Origin of the sequence: Micromonospora sp. LOL_014, assembly GCF_048060245.1 — a bacterium.
Classification (GTDB): domain Bacteria; phylum Actinomycetota; class Actinomycetes; order Mycobacteriales; family Micromonosporaceae; genus Micromonospora_E.
The window spans coordinates 68,467-84,517 of record NZ_JBHMIP010000009.1 but is presented as its reverse complement, the minus strand read 5'-3'; the positions used below and the strand labels follow the sequence as shown (position 1 = coordinate 84,517).

Below are 16,051 nucleotides of genomic sequence, written 5' to 3'. Positions count from 1 at the left end.
GACCACCTGGTCCTGCCTCCCTCGCGGTGCCACCGATGCCACCTGTGGCAGCCGGATCGACCTGGCCACGCGTGACGACATCGGCGATCAAAGGCGTCACCGACGGTCGCAGATTACTCGACCCGACGGGTCACCATCGGCGTGGGGTCTGGTTTGTCACCCGCCACGACCACCTGCGGGCCAGCCCACGGCCGGTACCGTCGACGGCTGTGGACTATCTCGACGCCGCGACCGCCGCACCGCTGCACCCGGTTGCCCGGGAGGCGCTGTCGGCGGCGTTGACCGACGGCTGGGCCGACCCGGCCAAGCTGTACACCCGGGCCCGCCGGGCCGGTCAGCTCCTCGACGCGGCCCGGGAGGTCACCGCCGACCTGCTGCGGGTTCGCACCGACGAGATCTCCTTCACACCCAGCGGTACGGTCGCCGCGCACGCCGCCGTCCTCGGCGGTCTCGCCGGGCGGCGTCGGGTCGGGCGCACCCTGGTGCACTCGGCGATCGAGCATTCGGCGGTGCTGCACGCCGGGCAGCGGCACACCGCCGACGGCGGCGAGTCGGTGTCGGTGCCGGTGAACCGGCTCGGCCGGCTCGATATGGCCGCCTGGTCGGCGGCGGTGGCCCGGCCGGGTGTGGCGTTCGCCGCACTGATCAGTGCCAGCCACGAGGTGGGTACCGTCCAACCGGTCGCCGAGGCGGCCCGGGTGTGCGCCGCGCACGAGGTGCCGCTGTACGTCGACGCCGCCCAGTCGGTCGGCCGGGTGCCGGTGCCGGACGGCTGGTCGGTGCTGACGGCCAGCGCCCACAAGTGGGGCGGGCTGCCGGGCGTCGGGGTGCTGGCGGTCCGCAAGGGCACCCGGTGGGAGTCGCCCTACCCAACCGACGATCGGGAATTCGGCCGCACGCCCGGAGCGGTGAACCTGCCGGCGGTGGTCGCGTCGGCGGCGGCGCTGCGCGCGGCGGCCGCCGAGGCGGACACGCAGGCCGCCCGGCTGTCGGCACTGGTGGACCGGATCCGCGCGACGGTGGCGGCGACCGTGCCGGACGTGGAGGTGGTCGGCGACCCGACCGACCGGCTGCCGCACCTGGTCACCTTCTCCTGCCTGTACGTCGACGGCGAGGCGCTGCTGCACGCGCTGGACCGGCGCGGCTTCGCCGTCTCCTCCGGCTCGTCATGTACGTCGTCCACGCTGCGCCCGTCACACGTGCTGGAGGCGATGGGGGTGCTGTCGCACGGCAACGTCCGGGTGTCGCTGCACCGGGACACCACCGACGCGGAGGTGAACCGGTTCCTGGCCGAGCTGCCGCAGGTGGTGGCCGACCTGCGGGCCGAGGCCGGAGTGGTCGGCCTGTGACCGACGACGACGCGGTGGCGCAGCCCCCTGACGACGAGGTGGCGGAGACTCTCGACTGCCTCGGTCGGCGTTGCCCGCTGCCGGTGATCGCGCTGGCCCGGCGGCTGCCACAGCTGCCGGTCGGGTCGGTGGTCCGGGTGCTGGCCGACGATCCGGCGGCCGCCCTGGACATCCCGGCCTGGTGCCGGATCCGGGGCCAGGAGTTCGTCGCCGCGTCGACTGTCGCCGGCTCTCCCGCCTTCGACGTCCGCCGCACCCACTGAAGCCTCTCGCCGAACTGCTAGTGGATCAGCAGCACCACCGATGTGAGGCTGAGATACCTTACGACGCGCAGGTTAGGTATCTCAGCCTCACATCGGCGTGTCCAGAGGGTCGGCCGCCCGCGCACGCTACAGGTAACGGACGTCATGCTCGGGTCGAAGAGGTGCGTGCGAGGATGGCGGGTGTGAGCGCGCAGAACGGGTGGAGCAAGCTACTGGAGTCCAACCCTGGGCACTCACAGTGGTACGTCGACCGGTTCCGGTCGCTGGCCCGCGACGGGGCCGACCTCGACGGTGAGGCCCGGCTGGTCGACGCGATGCTGCCCCGTACGGCGCGAGTGCTGGACGCCGGCTGCGGTCCAGGCCGGGTCGGCGCGGCGCTGGCCGCCGCCGGTCACGACGTCGTCGGCGTCGACCTGGACCCAGTGCTGATCGACGCCGCCCGGCAGGACCACCCGGGCCCGCGGTGGCTGGTCGGCGATCTGGCCGAGTTGGACCTGCCCGCGCAGGGCATCACCGACGGCTTCGACGCGATCGTCAGCGCCGGCAACGTCATGACGTTCCTGGCTCCGGACACCCGTCAGGAGGTGCTGCGCCGGATGCGGCTGCACCTGCGCGACGGTGGCAGGATCGTAGTCGGGTTCGGCACCGACCGGGGCTATCCGGTCACCGACTTCCTGGCCGACCTGCAGGCCGCCGATCTGGTCGAGGATCTGCTGCTGGCGACCTGGGACCTGCGCCCGTACCGCGACGACTCCGGTTTCCTGGTCGCGGTGCTGCGGCCGGCCTGACTCACGCGGTTCAGGTCAGCTGGCGACCGTCGGGCGGGTCGACCCACACCAGCTGTACGGGGTGGACCATCCCGTACATCCGCAGCGCTGCCTTGATGCCGCTGAACGGGTTGGGCAGACCGCCGTTGGTCGGTACGACCACGGCTTCGTCGTCGAACGCCAGCCCCCAGCCGAGCACTCCACCGTCCTCGCCGGCCTCGGTCTCCGCACAGATGGCGAAGCGCGCCGGCACCTGCTCGGACGCCTGCTCTGTCATCATCTGCCGGACACGCTCAGGCATCTCCGACTGACGTCCTACCTCGTCGAGCTCCATAGCAGCCCCCTCGAACGTTTATGGATACGTATAGGTTAGCGGCTACGGATATGCTCGGCTAGACTTCTCTGGGTACAAGAATCGGGAGACGGTGATGGGCACTCAGGTGGATCCACTTGCGCTACGTTGGCTGCTCGGCGTGGAACTGAGTCGGCACCGGCGAGCGGCGCAGCTCAGCCTGAGCGAGCTCGCCACGACGACCGGGATCGGCAAGCCGAAGCTCGGGCACATGGAATCCGGTCGCTACCACCAAGCGCCAGACGACGTTCAAGTTGTCCTGCAGGCCTGCGGAGTCCCGGCGGCGACCGTCCAGCAACTGGTGACACTGGCCGCTGCACGCGCGGACGCCAAGTCCTGGCTGAGTCGCTGGGCGGACCTGATTCCGGGCTTCCTCCGGACGTACGTAGGGTTGCTCGACATGGCCGAGCGGCTCTTCACGTTCGAGCCGATGGTGGTGCCCGGGCTGCTCCAGTCCCGCGACTACGCTCAAGCACTGACCTCGGCAAACCGCTTCTACCGGCCCGATCAGGCACAGTCGTTCGCCGAGTTCCGGCAAGTGCGGGCAAGCAGGCTGGCTGCCCGGCATGATCTGACCTTCCAGACCGTGATCGGCGAAGCTGCCATCCGCACACCCGTGGGCGAACCGTCGATCCGCCAGGCGCAGCTGGAGCATCTGATAAACGTGGCTCGCGGCGGACAAGTCACCGTGCAGTTGCTGCGGCCCGAGGACGGCCCGCATCAGGCCAGCGCCATTGGGCAGTTCGCACTACTCGAGTTCGGTCACGGCATCCGGCCGGTGGCATACACGGAGCTTCTCGACGACGCCATATTCGTACATGACCTCGATCGGGTCCGCACGTACCAGTGGGTCGCCGACAACCTTCGCGAGCTCGCGCTCCCGCCGGCTGAGACCCTCAACCACCTACAAGCGGAGCTGACCCGGTAGGCCCCCGATCAACGTGAGCTTGCCCAGGACCGAAGATCAGCGGGCCGGCCGAGTCAGGCCGGCAGGTGGGCGCGGACGTCGTCGGCGGCGGCGTCGCCGTACGAGTCGGCGAGCCGCTTGAGGAAGATGTCCGGCTTGACGGCGTACTCCTGCGGCCCGGTGGTCTCCAGCACCAGCGCGGCGAGCAGGCAGCCGACCTGCGCGGCGCGTTCCAGGCCGAGGCCCCAGCCGAGGGCGGCGAAGAAGCCGGCACGGAAGCCGTCGCCGACACCGGTCGGGTCGTCCGCGACCACGTCACGGGCCACCGGTACGTGGATCCGCTCGATGCCCCGGCCGGTGATCTCCACCCCGTCGGCACCGAGCGTGGTGACCCGTACCGTCACCAGGTTGAGCACCTGGTCGCCGGTGAGGCCGACCTTGCTCTCCAGCAGCGACCGCTCGTACTCGTTGGTCAGCAGGTACTCCGCACCGTCGATGAGCTGGCGGACGTCCTCGCCGCTCATCCGGGCCAGCTGCTGGGACGGGTCGGCGGCGAACCGGTAGCCCCGGTCGCGGCACTCGGCCGAGTGACGCAGCATCGCCTCGGGGTCGTTGGCGCTGACCAGCACCAGTTCGAGGCCACCCACCCGGGCGGCGACCGGCGCCAACTCGATGTTGCGGGCCTCGCTCATCGCACCGGCGTAGAACGACGCGATCTGGCACAGGTCGTCGTCGGTGGTGCAGACGAAGCGAGCCGTGTGCGCCAACTCGCTGACATGCACCGAGTCGCAGTCGACGCCGTGGCGTTCCAGCCAGGAACGGTAGTCGGCGAAGTCGGCGCCGACCGCGCCGAGCAGCACCGGACGCAGACCGAGCTGGGCCATCCCGAAGGCGATGTTCGCCGCCACCCCGCCCCGGCGGACGACCAGGTCGTCGACGAGGAACGACAGGGACACCTTGTCCAGCTGGTCCGCGATGAGCTGACCCGCGAACCGGCCGGGAAAGTGCATCAGATGGTCGGTGGCGATCGAGCCGGTGACGGCGATCTTCATGTCGGCCCTCGGGTGTCGGGGTACGGAAATCGTGCGCGGGCCAGCTTACCGGGACGGGGGCCACCGTACCCCGCACCTGTCTCAGCTATGCACGTTCAGCGCACAACTGACCGACTGCCGCCCAGGGCCGGACTGACGTCTGCCCCGGACGGCACCGAAACGGACCGGTCGGATCAGTGGAAGGAGTCGCCGCAGGCGCAGGAGTTCTGCGCGTTCGGGTTGTCGATGGTGAAACCCTGAGCGTCGATCCGGTCCGCAAAGTCGATCTTCGCGCCGGTCAGGTACGGGGCGCTCATCCGGTCCACCACGACCTCGACGCCGCCGAAGTCGTCGACGATGTCCCCGTCGAGCGACCGCTCGTCGAAGAACAGCTGGTACCGCAGGCCGGAGCAGCCGCCGGGCTGGACGGCGACCCGCAGCCGCAGGTCGTCGCGGCCTTCCTGGTCGAGCAGTGCCTTGACCTTTTCGGCCGCCACGTCGGTGAGGACGACGGTGGTCGAGGCGGCGGTCTCGGCCGTTTCGGACTGCGCTGATGTGCTCACGTGAAGGTCTCCCCTGCGACGGTGCGAATTCGTCCGTATCAGGTAACGCTAACCGGCCGGGCGACGATTCCCAATCCGGGTGGCCACAATCCGTACGTGATCCGCCGCGCATCCCAGCATCCGGAAGATCATCAGCGGAAGATCACCGGAAACTCGCCGTCCCCCGGCCACCGGCACGCCGTCAGCGGCTCCATTGGCCGGCCAGCCGGGCGGCGATCCCACGCAGCCCGTCCGCCGGCCGGGCCAGCGCCTGCGCCAGCCCACCGCCGGTCTCGCCGCCGAAGTGGTCGACCAGGGCGTACGCCTCGGTGACGCCGGCCGCAGCCGACTCCCGCCGGCCGGTGGACACCTGGCCGGCGACCACCACGCAGGGCAGTCCCCGGTCCCGGGCCGCGCCGGCCACCCCGGCGACCACCTTGCCGCGCAGCGACTGGTGGTCGAACGACCCTTCGCCGGTGATCACCAGGTCGGCGGCGTCCAGCGCGGCGGGCAGCCCGATCAGCGCGGTGACCAGGTCGATGCCCGACTCGCACCGCCCGCCGAGGGCGAGCAGCGCGGCGCCGATGCCACCGGCGGCGCCGGCCCCGGGCAGCGCGGCCAGCTCCGGCGGGCAGCCGGGCAGGTCCGCGACCAGGACGCCGGCGAACCGCTGCAGCGCGGCGTCGAGCAGCAGTACGTCGGCCCGGTCGGCGCCCTTCTGCGGCCCGTACACGTTGCTGGCCCCGTGCAGCCCGGTCAGCGGGTTGTCGACGTCGGTCGCGGCGACCAGCTCGACCCCGCGCAGCCGGGGTGCGCCGTCGAGGCGGTCGACCCCGGCGAGGGCCGCGCCGCCGTACGGCAGGGCGTAGCCGGCGGCGTCGAGCGGGGTGACCCCCAGCGCGGTGAGCATGCCGGCTCCGGCGTCGTTGGTGGCCGACCCGCCGAGCCCGACGACCACCCGGCGGGCACCGTGTTCGACCGCCGCGACCAGCAGCAGTCCCAGGCCGTACGAGGTGGTGTGTTTCGGGTCACGTTCGGCCTCGGTGAGCAGGTGCAGGCCGCACGCCCGGGCGCTCTCCACGTACGCGGTCGGTCCGGCGGTCGCGGTCCCCCCGGCCCCCGAACCGTCGACCAGCAGGATCTCCCCCGGTACCGGTCGGCCGAGTGGGTCGACCGTCGGTACCGGGACCCGCCGGCCGGCGGTCGACTCGGCCAGCACCTCGACGAACCCCGGACCGCCGTCGGACAACGGGCGCAGCACCAGCTCGTCGGTGGGTGCCCGGTCCCGCCACCCGGTGGCGACGGCGGCGGCCACCTCGGCGGCGGTCAGGGTGCCGGCGAACTTGTCCGGACAGATCAGGACCCGCATGATCTGGCAGTGTGGCAGGCCACACTTGGGCTGGTCGCAGGCGGGCGGACCTGTGCGAGCATGGATCTCGTGACTTCGACGTGGGTTGAGCCTTCCAGCACCGCGACCGCTCTGTTGCTGCTCGGCCGGGGCAGCGACCCGGCCAGCGAGCGCGGCGTCGACTGCCCGGGTGAGCTCCCGGCACCCAGCGATCCGGACCTGGTCGCCCGGGCCACCGCCGCCAAGGCGGCGCTCGGCGACCGGGTCTTCGTGCTCGGTCACCACTACCAGCGCGACGAGGTCATCCAGTTCGCCGACGTCACCGGCGACTCGTTCAAGCTGGCCCGGGAGGCCGCCGCACGGCCGTCGGCCGAGTTCATCGTCTTCTGCGGTGTGCACTTCATGGCGGAGAGCGCCGACATCCTGACCGGCGACGCGCAGCGGGTGGTGCTGCCGGATCTGGCCGCCGGCTGTTCGATGGCGGACATGGCGGCCCTCGGCCAGGTGGAGACCGCCTGGGAGGCGCTGGCCGACGCGGGCGCGGCCGACTCGACGGTGCCGGTGACGTACATGAACTCGTCGGCGGACATCAAGGGCTTCGTCGGCCGTAACGGCGGGGTGGTCTGCACGTCGTCGAACGCCAAGCGGGCGTTGACCTGGGCGTTCGAGCGCGGCCAGCGGGTGCTGTTCCTGCCGGACCAGCATCTGGGTCGCAACACGGCGGTGCTGGAGATGGGGCTGGACGCCGACGACTGTGTGCTCTACGACCCGCACAAATCCGGTGGTGGGCTGACCGCGCAGCAGCTGCGCGAGGCGAAGATGGTGCTCTGGCGGGGACACTGTTCAGTGCACGGTCGGTTCACCCGCAGCAGCGTCGACGAGGTACGGATGCGGGTGCCCGGGGTCAACGTGCTGGTCCACCCGGAGTGCCGCTACGAGGTGGTCACCGCCGCCGACCAGATCGGCTCGACGGAGTACATCATCCGGACCATCGAGGCCGCCCCGGCCGGATCGGCGTGGGCGGTCGGCACGGAGCTGAACCTGGTCCGCCGGTTGGCGCTGGCCCACCCGGACAAGCAGGTCATGTTCCTGGACCGGACGGTCTGCTACTGCTCGACGATGAACCGGATCGACCTGCCGCACCTGGTGTGGGCGTTGGAGGAACTGACCGCCGGCCGGGTTCCGAACCAGATCACGGTCGAGGCGCGTACGGCGCATTTCGCCCGGGTCGCGTTGGACCAGATGCTGGCACTGCCCTGATCGGATAGCTGACGCCACACCGCCAGATCACTCAACGTAGTCTAAGTCCTACGTATACGTGCCGTCGTTCCCGAATTCGTGCCAATCGCAGCCGCTGCGGGATCCCACTTTCATCACGGAGCGCTATGCTGCCTCAGGCGACGAACGGGCAGCGCGGATCTTCGATGCTCCCCGGTGACAGCCGGTAACCGGATGTCACCCGAGGTCCACCGACCGCCGGCTCCGTACGTGGGTCGTCCGGTTTCACCCACCGCCGGCCGGGACATGTTCATCCCATCTCGCCGGGCCAGCTCCACCCCACAAGACGGCAGCATCGACGCGCTGGAGGTTTCCTTGACCGACGACGTCCTGATCGTGCACGGCGGCACTCCCCTGCACGGGCAGATCCGGGTCCGAGGTGCCAAAAATCTCGTCTCCAAGGCGATGGTGGCCGCCCTGCTCGGTGACGAGCCGAGCAGGTTGTACGACGTACCGCGGATCCGCGACGTCGAGATCGTCCGAGGCCTGCTCGAACTGCACGGGGTCAAGGTCAGCGACGGCGTCGAGGACGGCGAACTGGTACTCGATCCGTCCAATGTGGAAAGCGCCTCGTTCGACCAGATCAACGTGCACGCGGGGTCCAGCCGGATCCCGATCCTGTTCTGCGGCCCGCTGCTGCACCGGCTCGGCCACGCGTTCATCCCGGACCTCGGCGGTTGCCACATCGGTCCCCGGCCGATCGACTTCCACATGCAGGCGCTGCGCGAGTTCGGCGCGGTCGTCGAGAAGACCCCGCAAGGGCTGCACCTGACCGCGCCCAACGGTCTGCACGGCACCAAGTTCGAGCTGCCGTACCCGAGCGTAGGCGCCACCGAGCAGGTGCTGCTGACCGCCGTACTCGCCGACGGGGTGACCGAGCTGCGCAACGCCGCGGTCGAGCCGGAGATCGTCGACCTGATCTGCGTCATGCAGAAGATGGGCGCGATCATCAAGGTGCACACCGACCGGGTGATCGAGATCCACGGCGTTCCCCAGCTCGGCGGCTACTCGCACCGGCCGATCCCGGACCGGATCGAGGCGGCCAGCTGGGCGGCGGCGGCGCTCGCCACCGGCGGCGACGTCAACGTGCTCGGCGCGCAGCAGGCCGACATGATGACCTTCCTGAACGTGTTCCGGTCGGTCGGCGGCGCGTACCAGGTCACCGACGCCCGCCCACCGCGTGTCGGCAGCGCCGGCCAGGAGGGCGGCATCCGCTTCTGGCACCCGGGCAACGAACTGCGCGCGGTGGCCCTGGAGACCGACGTGCACCCGGGCTTCATGACCGACTGGCAGCAGCCGCTGGTCGTCGCATTGACCCAGGCCCGTGGGCTGTCGATCGTCCACGAGACGGTGTACGAGCAGCGGCTGGGCTACACCGAGGCGCTCAACACGATGGGCGCGACGATTCAGGTCTACCGGGAGTGCCTGGGCGGTACGCCGTGCCGGTTCGGCCGGCGCAACTTCAAGCACTCGGCGGTGATCGCCGGGCCCAGCAAGCTGCACGCCGCCGACCTGGTCATCCCGGACCTGCGGGCCGGGTTCAGCCACCTGATCGCGGCGCTCGCCGCCGAGGGCACTTCCCGGGTGTACGGCGTCGATCTGATCAACCGCGGGTACGAGGACTTCGAGGCCAAGCTGGCCGACCTCGGCGCCCACGTGGAACGCCCCTGATCCGGACGCGTCCAGTCGCTGACCCGACGCGTCCGCGCCCGGATTTGACGTACCCGTGCCCGGTTCGTGCTCTCGCGGGCCGGGCCGGGCCGGGCCGGGGCGTCCGGTGCCCTCGTTCGCCGTCCGGCGAACGACGACCGGGTGCGAGGTGCGGGTGACGCACCTGGTTGGCTACCCTTCACGCGTGCCGTCGCTGTTTCGCCGCAAGTCCGCCGATGTCGTGGAAGCCGACCTGCCGGAGGACGATGTTCCCCCGTCGCAGGACGAGGCCGGGTCCGTCCGTGCCCGCCGGTACACGCCGAGCAAGAAGGAACTCGGTGTGGTCACCCCGAAGCGGCCGGCCGCCGGCCGCCGACCGGCGGCGAACGCCAAGCCGCTGACCAAGCAGGAGGCCCGCGAGCAGCGGCGGGCCCGCCGGGCGGCGATTTCGGAGGAGTTTCGCCGCGAGGGCGGGCCACGCGACCGTGCCCCGGAGCGCGGGCTCGCCCGCGACGTGGTGGATTCCCGGCGTACGGTCGGCACCTGGTTCTTCGGTGGCGCGCTGCTCGTGCTGATCGGGTCCGGCCCGACGATGCCACCAGCGGTGCAGTTGGCGTCGAACCTGCTCTGGGTGACCTTGGCGGTGCTGGTGGTCGTCGACTCTTTGTTGATCTCCCGCCGGATCCGCAAACTGGTGCGGGAGCGGTTCCCCAAGTCGGACCAGCGGATGGGCGGCCTGTACTTCTACGCCATCATGCGCGCGATGACGTTCCGCCGGATGCGCACCCCGATCCCCCGGGTGGAGCTCGGCGACAAAATCTGACCTGCCCGGCAGGGGCTTGGCGGGCTACGGCACCCGAGAGCCGGAGCACCTCGGCGGGGCGGAAAAGACACTGTTTCGATTCAGTACGGGCGGTTCGGTGGCGTCGACCGAGCCCGCGCGGCTACCCTCCATCCGCAACCACGCCGCCACTGGGCCGGGGGGACCCGATCGGGTTGCCACGGTCGCTCAGCGAGTATTCGACGAGGTGACACGCCGTGAGCGAGCCACACGGACCGCTGACACGGTTCTCGCCTGCCCGGCGGGCCGCCCGTAACGACACCCCCGGCGAGGTGCCGGCGTGACTGAGGGGTACTTCGACCGCCGTTGGCAATCCTGGCAGTGGGAGGACGACGGCGCACCGGACCGTTCGGCCGACGGACATCGCGACGTCGGCTGGGACGACGACGACCGGTGGGAAGCGATGCGCCGGGCGCGGGACCACCGGCCGCAGGAACCGGCCTGGGCCACCGATCCGACCAACGAATGGGTGCCACTGCCGGGTCAGCGCTACCCCGGCGACAACGGTGCGGGTCGGTCGGCCCGACGGGAGCCGACCAGCCGCGGTGTCAGCCGTGGGCGAGCCAACGTATACCAGGCCGGTTCCGGATCCGGGCGGGCACCTGTCGGCGACCGGACAAACCAGCCCCCGGCCCGCAGGCCGCAGATTGACGCCGACCGGGCCCGGCGGGACGGTCGCCGCGAGACACCACGCCCGAACGAACCTACGCCGGAAGCCGCCGGGGCCGCCGGCTGGTTCGCCGAGGGCGACCAGCAACAGCCGTCCCACACCGACGGGACCGGCCGTCGGCAGCATCCCGACGACGTGTTCCACCAACGCCGCCGGCATCCGGACGATGTCGGCCACGAACGCCCCTACCCACCGGAGCGGCGCCGTGGTGGTCCGCCCGCCGATCGGGACCGGCCGCAATGGCAGCCGGCTGAGCCGTTCGACCGGGACCGGCCGCAGCCTCGGGATCAACGGCCGCCGGCGCGGCCGGACGGTCCGACGTCCCGGCGGGATCCGCACCACCTGGCAGGCCCACCGGACGGCCCTCGCCGGGACGGACAGCAGCCCCCGGGCACCGACCCGCGTCGCGCACCGCAGCGCTGGCATGCGCCACCACCGACGGCACCCGCACCGCCACCACCGACGGCACAGACGGCACCGCCCCGACCAGCCGATCCGGTAGCCCCGTCCCGTCCGACAGCGCCCCGGGGTCGTCCGATCTCCGGCGCGGTCCCGCCACCGCCGGGTCGGATACCCACGGCAGGGGCCGGCCCCGGCGGCCGGATCCACCGACCGGTTCCGGGTCAGACCGGCGAGCAACTGCCGATTCCGGTCTCCGCCCCGGCCGGGCCGCCCCCGGAGTTCCGGGTACAGACGCCGACCGGCGAGCACCCGCAGATCCGGCGGGTCCCCCGAGGGGGGGATGCCGCCGAACCGGAGTACGTGGTGCGGGCCAAGGCCGAGCCGCGGCACGCCCCGCCGCCGTACATCGTGCGGCCGCAGCCGGACCAGCCAGCACCGCCGCGACCAGTGCAGGTCTCCCCGGCGGTACCCGTGGCTGAGCCGCCGAGGCCGGTCTCCCCCACCGCCGCACCGTCCGGTCCGGTCCCGTCGGAGGCGCCGGTCCCGGCCGAGGCCCCAGTTCCGGCCGAGGCCCCAGTTCCGGCCGAGGCCCCAGTTCCGGCCGAGGCCCCGGTCCAGTCGGACGTCCCGGCGCCACCAGCCGCCGCGTCGGTCCGGCCGGATCCAGCGCCCGCTGCGGAGACCTCCGCTGCCGCCGCTGCCGCAGACAGCGTCGGCGTCGGCGTCGGCGTCGGCGAACCGTCCCCGCTGCCCGACCAACTCAATATTGACCCGGCTGCCGGACTCACCGACGATCCGATCGGTACCGCCCCGGACGACAACGATGGCGGGTCCGACTCCGGCCCAGCCGGGCCGCCGGCCAGTCCGGACACTGTCCTACCGGTCACCGGGACCGCCGCCGGCTCGGCCACGGCGCTCGGCGCACCCACCATGCTGGCCCCGCTCGTGCAGCCGGACCTGCCAACCGACGAACCCGACCCGGCGCAGGATCCCGAGACCGCACCGGACGACACCGAGCCTCAGCTCAGCGATCCCGAACAGATGCTGTCGGCGTACCACTGGCGTTTCCACCACGAGACGCTACGTGAGCTGGTGGACAATCCCGACGAGTTCCGGGCCATCCGGGACCGGCTCACCGAGAAGATCGAGCCGGCGACTGACAACGCCACCCGGGCCCGGCTGTTGAGCCTGCGGGCGGTCGTCTCCCGCATCCTCGGCGACCTCGGCAAGGCACTTGCCGACGCCAAACTGGCGCTAGCGCACGCCGAGGCGACCGGGGAACTACGCCGGGTCGCGATCGCCCAGGCGCGGCTGGCGCACGTGCTGCAGTGGCGGGGTGACTTCTCCGAGGCGGACCGGTTGTTCGAGGAGGCCAACTCGGCCGAACTACCGGACCGGCTGCGGGCGACGATGCATGAACACGCCGGTCGGTCCTGCTACGACCAGGGCCGCTACATGGAGGCGTGCAACCACTTCGAACGTGCGCTGGAGCTGCGTAAGGTCGAGGATCCGGACCTGATCGCGCGTACCGAGCTGGCGCTGGACGCGGTGTTCGCCAAGGTCGCCGAGAACGGTTGGGGGCCGTACCCCCGGGACCGGGAGGAGATTCTGCGGCTGCACCGTCCGCCGCGACCGACCTTCAGCGACCAGGCCCAGCAATGGGGGTACGCGGGGGTCGACGGTGAACTGGTGATCGCTCCCGGCTACGCCGACGTCCAGCCGTTCCACGAGGGGGTGGCCTGGGTCCGCCGGCCGGAGGCCAAATGGTGGGAGCTGATCGACGAGTCGGGGACGACGGTGATCGCACCAACCGCCGGCTACATCGGGGTCGGCTCGTTCTCCGACGGCCTCGCCTGGGTCACCGCCGACGGCACCGGCAGCTGGATCGCCATCGACCGGAACAACACCGTGGTGATCGGGACCGGCTTCGAGGACGTACGCCCGTTCCGGCGCGGCGTCGCGGTGGTCCGGCGCGGCGGCTGGGGCGCGGTCGACAAGACCGGCCGGATGCTGCTCCCGCCCCGGTTCGGCGGCTTCCCGACCGCGCTCACCGACGGCCGCTACATCGACGGCTTCACCGACGAGGGTCTGGCGATCATCGACTCGGGTGGGCGCAAGGGCGTGGTCGACCGGTCCGGACGGATGGTCGTACCACCGGTGCATCCGGCGATGGCGATCCATCCGGTGGCGTTCCTGGTCGCGGCCCCCGACGGACACTGGGGGGCGTTGGACCGGCGCGGGGAACCGCTGATCGACCCGGTGCTGCCCAGTCGCGCGGACGTGATGGACGAAATCGACCGGCTGCTGGCCGACACCAAACCGCTGCTGTGACGCCGCGGTACTCGGTGCCCGTACCGGACAACCGGTCCGTTGGCACCGTCGCGAGATCGATTTACCGCTGTACGCAAGCTTATGCCGAACGCCCCGGCGGGCCGACGGCCGACTAGGGTTGAGGCATGGAATTCCGACACCTAGGCCGCTCCGGCATGCTCGTCAGCGAGATCTCCTACGGAAACTGGATCACCCACGGATCGCAGGTGGAGGAAGAAGCAGCCAACGCCTGCGTACGCGCCGCGCTGGACGTCGGCATCACCACCTTCGACACCGCCGACACGTACGCCGGCACTCGAGCCGAGGAGGTGCTCGGCCGAGCGCTGCGTGGCGAACGCCGGGAAGGGCTGGAGATCCTGACCAAGGTCTTCTGGCCGACCGGCGAGGGACGCAACGACCGGGGATTGTCCCGCAAGCACATTATGGAGTCGATCAACGGCTCGCTGCGCCGGCTGCAGACCGACTACGTCGACCTCTACCAGGCACACCGGTTCGACTACGCCACTCCGCTGGAGGAGACGATGGAGGCTTTCGCCGACATCGTGCATTCCGGCAAGGCCCACTACATCGGGGTCTCCGAGTGGAACGCCGCACAGATCCGTCAGGGCCACGCTCTGGCCCGTGAGCTGAAGATCCCGCTGGTGTCCAACCAGCCGCAGTACTCGATGCTGTGGCGGGTCATCGAGGCCGAGGTGATCCCGGCCAGCGAGGAACTCGGCGTCGGGCAGATCGTCTTCTCGCCGCTGGGTCAGGGTGTGCTCACCGGCAAGTACCAGCCTGGTCAGCCACCGCCGGCCGGCTCGCGGGCCACCGACCAGTCCGGGGGTGCGACGTTCATCGCACGGTTCATGACCGACCAGACGCTGAGCACCGTGGCGCAGCTCAAGCCGCTGGCCGAGCAGGCCGGCCTGTCGATGGCCCAGCTGGCCCTCGCCTGGGTGCTGCAGAACCCCAACGTGTCGTCGGCCATCATCGGTGCCACCCGGCCCGAGCAGGTGCGCGACAACGTCAAGGCCAGCGGGGTCCAGCTGGACGGCGGTGTGATGAAGGCCATCGACGAGATCCTGGAGCCGATCGTCGAGCGGGACCCGGGTCGGACCGTCAGCCCGGCCAGTCGGCCGTAGCCGGCACCGTGCCAGGTCATGCCGCTGCGGCACACCGCAGCGGCATGACACACTGGCCGACGCGTTCGGCCCGGCACGGGTACCCCGCCGCCGGACCAGGCAGCCCTCAAGACCAGAACCGGATCAGCGCCAGACCGTAGCTGTAGAGCGGGGCGGGCAGCCCGAGCAGGTCGCCGAGCCGGAACACGGCCTGGAAGAACGCGCCACCGATCTGGTCGTCCCACAGCAACGCGAACAGGCCGATGAAGCCGAACGGCGCGAGCACCTGGTAACCGCGCTGCCAGGCCGGCGGCAGCCACGGTTGGATCATGTTGCCGCCGTCCAGTCCGGGGACCGGCAGCAGGTTGAGCACACTGGCGGTCAACTGCAGAAAGCCCAGCAGGGCGATCCCTGCCCAGAACTCCTGTCGGGCACCCGGATCCACGCCGACGAGGAACGGCACCGCGAGCACCACCGCGAGGGACACGTTGACCGCCGGGCCGGCGAGGCTGACCAGGGTGTGCCGGACCCGGCCCGGAATGCGGTGCCGGTCCACCCAGACCGCGCCGCCGGGCAGGCCGATCCCGCCGAGCAGGACCACCAGCACCGGCAGCGCGACGGACAGCAGCGGATGGGTGTACCTGAACGGGTTCAGGGTCAGGTAGCCCCGGTGCGCCACGCTGCGGTCACCGAACCGGTAGGCGACCAGCGCGTGCGCGTACTCGTGCAGGCAGAGCGAGACCAGCCAGCCGCTGACCACCAGCACGAAGACGGCCAACCGGGCGTACCGCTCACTTGACCAGGCGAGTGCGCCGCTGCCGGCCACCAGGGCGACCAGGACGAGGAAGACCGGGCTGGGCCGCCAGCTCGTCGCCGGCCGACCGGCCAGCGGGCCACCCGACGGCCCGTCGGACGGCACCGGCCGCATCTCACTTGCCTGCCGGCAGCAGACTCATCTGGTACTCGGTGCGGCCGTCTTCCAGCAGCTCGACCGAGGCGACGCCCGCTGCGGCCAACTCCCGCCAGGTCTGGCCGATCCAGGACTCGGCGTCGGCCTGGGTGCCGAACGTCTCGGTCGGCCCCTGCGCGGGCTGACCTTCCGCGTCCACGTACCGCCAACTCCATGGCATATCGCTGCTCCCGTTAGCTTCCAGTGCGCTTCAACCCAGTGCGCTTCAACCCTCGGCGATGGATGCCCCCAAGCCTAGCCGCGACCG

Annotated in this window: 15 protein-coding genes; 9 read left to right on the top strand and 6 right to left on the bottom strand. The window is 71.1% G+C overall.

Features of this window, described 5'->3' with window-relative positions:
• Window positions 1-173 precede the first annotated feature (173 nt).
• From ACFHW1_RS10275 to ACFHW1_RS10265, 3 genes are all read left to right on the top strand, one after another.
• Window positions 174-1,349 carry a cysteine desulfurase family protein gene (locus ACFHW1_RS10275; protein ID WP_416567569.1) on the top strand — a complete coding sequence of 392 codons (1,176 nt, stop codon included), beginning with the start codon at window positions 174-176 and terminating at the stop codon, window positions 1,347-1,349.
• A gap of 38 nt (window positions 1,350-1,387) precedes the next feature.
• Window positions 1,388-1,612, top strand: coding sequence for a sulfurtransferase TusA family protein (locus tag ACFHW1_RS10270; RefSeq protein ID WP_416551804.1), 225 nt, complete (start codon window positions 1,388-1,390; stop codon window positions 1,610-1,612).
• A 173-nt stretch (window positions 1,613-1,785) separates the two neighbouring features.
• Window positions 1,786-2,400 (top strand): class I SAM-dependent methyltransferase, encoded by a 615-nt coding sequence (locus ACFHW1_RS10265; protein ID WP_416551519.1) that lies wholly within the window; start codon window positions 1,786-1,788, stop codon window positions 2,398-2,400.
• Window positions 2,401-2,410: 10 nt separating this feature from the next.
• Here ACFHW1_RS10265 and ACFHW1_RS10260 read toward each other — a convergent pair whose 3' ends face one another.
• Entirely contained in the window at window positions 2,411-2,680 is a 270-nt protein-coding gene (locus tag ACFHW1_RS10260) for a hypothetical protein (RefSeq protein WP_416551517.1), read from the bottom strand.
• 127 nt (window positions 2,681-2,807) lie between these two features.
• Here ACFHW1_RS10260 and ACFHW1_RS10255 point away from each other — a divergent pair, with 127 nt between their 5' ends.
• Entirely contained in the window at window positions 2,808-3,659 is an 852-nt protein-coding gene (locus ACFHW1_RS10255; protein WP_416551516.1) for a helix-turn-helix domain-containing protein, read from the top strand.
• A 53-nt stretch (window positions 3,660-3,712) separates the two neighbouring features.
• Here the strand turns inward: ACFHW1_RS10255 and ACFHW1_RS10250 are convergent, their stop codons facing one another.
• From ACFHW1_RS10250 to ACFHW1_RS10240, 3 genes are all read right to left on the bottom strand, one after another.
• Complete coding sequence (locus ACFHW1_RS10250) at window positions 3,713-4,690, bottom strand: carbohydrate kinase family protein (protein WP_416551514.1); 978 nt, start codon at window positions 4,688-4,690, stop codon at window positions 3,713-3,715.
• A 173-nt stretch (window positions 4,691-4,863) separates the two neighbouring features.
• A complete protein-coding gene (gene erpA, locus ACFHW1_RS10245; protein WP_278170370.1) occupies window positions 4,864-5,232 on the bottom strand; it encodes an iron-sulfur cluster insertion protein ErpA in 369 nt (122 codons plus the stop codon).
• Between the two features lie 181 nt (window positions 5,233-5,413).
• Entirely contained in the window at window positions 5,414-6,580 is a 1,167-nt protein-coding gene (locus tag ACFHW1_RS10240; RefSeq protein WP_416615306.1) for a glycerate kinase, read from the bottom strand.
• Between the two features lie 69 nt (window positions 6,581-6,649).
• Here ACFHW1_RS10240 and nadA point away from each other — a divergent pair, with 69 nt between their 5' ends.
• The 5 genes from nadA to ACFHW1_RS10215 all read left to right on the top strand — a co-directional run bounded on the left by nadA (window position 6,650) and on the right by ACFHW1_RS10215 (window position 14,855).
• Window positions 6,650-7,819 carry a quinolinate synthase NadA gene (gene nadA, locus ACFHW1_RS10235; protein WP_416551510.1) on the top strand — a complete coding sequence of 390 codons (1,170 nt, stop codon included), beginning with the start codon at window positions 6,650-6,652 and terminating at the stop codon, window positions 7,817-7,819.
• Between the two features lie 264 nt (window positions 7,820-8,083).
• Window positions 8,084-9,508 (top strand): UDP-N-acetylglucosamine 1-carboxyvinyltransferase, encoded by a 1,425-nt coding sequence (gene murA / locus ACFHW1_RS10230; protein WP_416551803.1) that lies wholly within the window; start codon window positions 8,084-8,086, stop codon window positions 9,506-9,508.
• Window positions 9,509-9,692: 184 nt separating this feature from the next.
• Window positions 9,693-10,310: a DUF3043 domain-containing protein gene (locus tag ACFHW1_RS10225; RefSeq protein ID WP_416551508.1), complete on the top strand. Its 618-nt coding sequence runs from the start codon at window positions 9,693-9,695 to the stop codon at window positions 10,308-10,310.
• 298 nt (window positions 10,311-10,608) lie between these two features.
• A complete protein-coding gene (locus tag ACFHW1_RS10220) occupies window positions 10,609-13,731 on the top strand; it encodes a WG repeat-containing protein (RefSeq protein WP_416615304.1) in 3,123 nt (1,040 codons plus the stop codon).
• Between the two features lie 125 nt (window positions 13,732-13,856).
• Window positions 13,857-14,855 carry an aldo/keto reductase family protein gene (locus tag ACFHW1_RS10215; RefSeq protein ID WP_416551504.1) on the top strand — a complete coding sequence of 333 codons (999 nt, stop codon included), beginning with the start codon at window positions 13,857-13,859 and terminating at the stop codon, window positions 14,853-14,855.
• 106 nt (window positions 14,856-14,961) lie between these two features.
• On the opposite strand, the gene ACFHW1_RS10210 is transcribed toward ACFHW1_RS10215, so the two are convergent.
• On the bottom strand, window positions 14,962-15,753 hold the full coding sequence (locus ACFHW1_RS10210; protein ID WP_416551502.1) for a site-2 protease family protein: 792 nt from the start codon (window positions 15,751-15,753) through the stop codon (window positions 14,962-14,964).
• A 10-nt stretch (window positions 15,754-15,763) separates the two neighbouring features.
• A complete protein-coding gene (locus ACFHW1_RS10205; RefSeq protein WP_416551500.1) occupies window positions 15,764-15,964 on the bottom strand; it encodes a hypothetical protein in 201 nt (66 codons plus the stop codon).
• Between the last annotated feature and the right edge of the window lie 87 nt (window positions 15,965-16,051).

Coding starts and splice junctions, on each gene's coding strand:
- ACFHW1_RS10240 (WP_416615306.1), bottom strand. CDS start 6,580: ATGCGGGTCCTGATCTGTCCGGACAAGTTCGCCGGCACCCTGACCGCC.
- ACFHW1_RS10215 (WP_416551504.1), top strand. CDS start 13,857: ATGGAATTCCGACACCTAGGCCGCTCCGGCATGCTCGTCAGCGAGATC.
- ACFHW1_RS10255 (WP_416551516.1), top strand. CDS start 2,808: ATGGGCACTCAGGTGGATCCACTTGCGCTACGTTGGCTGCTCGGCGTG.
- murA (WP_416551803.1), top strand. CDS start 8,084: ATGTTCATCCCATCTCGCCGGGCCAGCTCCACCCCACAAGACGGCAGC.
- ACFHW1_RS10205 (WP_416551500.1), bottom strand. CDS start 15,964: ATGCCATGGAGTTGGCGGTACGTGGACGCGGAAGGTCAGCCCGCGCAG.
- ACFHW1_RS10250 (WP_416551514.1), bottom strand. CDS start 4,690: ATGAAGATCGCCGTCACCGGCTCGATCGCCACCGACCATCTGATGCAC.
- ACFHW1_RS10265 (WP_416551519.1), top strand. CDS start 1,786: ATGGCGGGTGTGAGCGCGCAGAACGGGTGGAGCAAGCTACTGGAGTCC.
- ACFHW1_RS10260 (WP_416551517.1), bottom strand. CDS start 2,680: ATGCCTGAGCGTGTCCGGCAGATGATGACAGAGCAGGCGTCCGAGCAG.